The sequence below is a fragment of the Planococcus sp. A6 genome, from assembly GCF_028823615.1.
Lineage (GTDB): Bacteria > Bacillota > Bacilli > Bacillales_A > Planococcaceae > Planococcus.
Genome location: NZ_JAPEHT010000244.1, coordinates 1 through 1,511, shown reverse-complemented (window position 1 = coordinate 1,511; position 1,511 = coordinate 1). Strand labels below are relative to the sequence as shown.

The window sequence follows — 1,511 nt, the reverse complement described above, 5'->3', positions numbered from 1 at the left end:
AGCTGAAAGCGCGACGTCCTGTCGCATCAGCTGCATGACTCGCATCCTGCGAGCCTCAAGCAGGCCCCTGTAACGCAGTCGAAAAGCGGAAGCTTTTCTACTCACTTTCCTATACTATACTCTCCACGTAGTCCGAGCTATATGGAGTGTTCGATTGGAGCGCAATCCCCCCATATAAAAATTACTACTTCCCTCTCTTGTACTTCACATACTTGATTCCATACAAAAACCCGCCGAAAAATATTCTCGGCGGGTTTTGCAAAGCTGATTTCATTCCATTATTGGTACCACGAGCCGACGACCGGATAATCGTAAGGCTCGTTGTTCAAGGCTTTGATGATTGCGATGATCGGCACGATGATACCAATGGCGCCGAACAACAGCAAGAGCGGGAATCCGATTAAAACCACTGTCAGTAAGCTTGATACGAAAATCAATGCACTCATGACCAATTGGAACAATAAAGCTTGAATCGATAGTTTCTTCACTTCCTGATCGGCCGAAAGAATAAAGACAATCACCGGGACAAGAAACGGAAGGAAAAACGCACTGGCGTGGACGAGTATTTTCATTCCTGTGTTCTCCATTAGGTTGACCTCCAGTCAAATTGCTTTCTTACCCTTATATACGGCCGATGATCAAAAAAGTTTCAATTTTTTATTCGGAAGCACGCAAAACTACTTTGCCGAACTGCTTGCCTTCCGCCAAATAATCGAACGCTTCTTGCGCTTCCTCCAAGGAAAAGACGCGGTCGACGACAGGATGGGTATCGTGCTGTTCGATGTGCTGGATCATGTCACGCAGTTCCTCGCGGCTGCCCATTGTGGAGCCGAACAATTGATATTGCCCGTAGAAGAAGCTGCGCAAATTGAAATCGACATTATCCGCGGTCGTCGCACCGAAAATGACGATGCGCCCGCCTTTTTTCAATACGTCGAGCGAACGGTTGAACGTTGCACCGCCGACGCTGTCGATGACGAGGTCGATCGTTTGGCCTTCGAGTTCCTTGACCCAATCGCTGTCGGTCGGAATGGCGATGTCCGCGCCGATTTCTTTTGCCTGGGCAAGTTTGTCTTCACTTCTTGAGGTAACGATGACCGTCGCACCAGCATTTTTCGCAAACTGAATCAAAAACGTCGCGACGCCGCTTCCTGCGCCTGGAATGAACAAAGTATCGCCTTTTTTCAATTGCCCTTTCGTGAACAACGCGCGATAGCCGGTCAAAGCAGGTAAAGCGAGACCAGCTGCTTCTTCCCATGATAGATGGGCCGGTTTTTTCTCGAGCTGCTCTGCGGAAATGGCGATTTTTTCAGCGAACGTCCCATGATCCGGCATCCCAAGGATATCGAAGCCTTCCGGCGGGGCGTCACTGTTTTCATCCCAGCGCAGTGCCGGGTTGATGATCACTTCGTCACCCACCTCAAAAGCCGTCACGCCTTCTCCGAGCGATTCGACAACGCCCGCACCGTCTGATCCGATAATCAGCGCTTCCGGGTTGTCCCCGTAGCGCT

At 50.2% G+C, this 1,511-nt stretch carries 2 protein-coding genes; both read right to left on the bottom strand.

Annotation, left to right across the window (positions count from 1 at the left end; translation table 11 throughout):
• Positions 1–278: 278 nt before the first annotated feature.
• Entirely contained in the window at positions 279–587 is a 309-nt protein-coding gene (locus ON064_RS18200; RefSeq protein ID WP_274625870.1) for a DUF4870 domain-containing protein, read from the bottom strand.
• A gap of 70 nt (positions 588–657) precedes the next feature.
• A partial coding sequence (locus tag ON064_RS18195) for a zinc-binding dehydrogenase (protein ID WP_274625869.1) occupies positions 658–1,511 on the bottom strand: 854 nt, incomplete at its 5' end.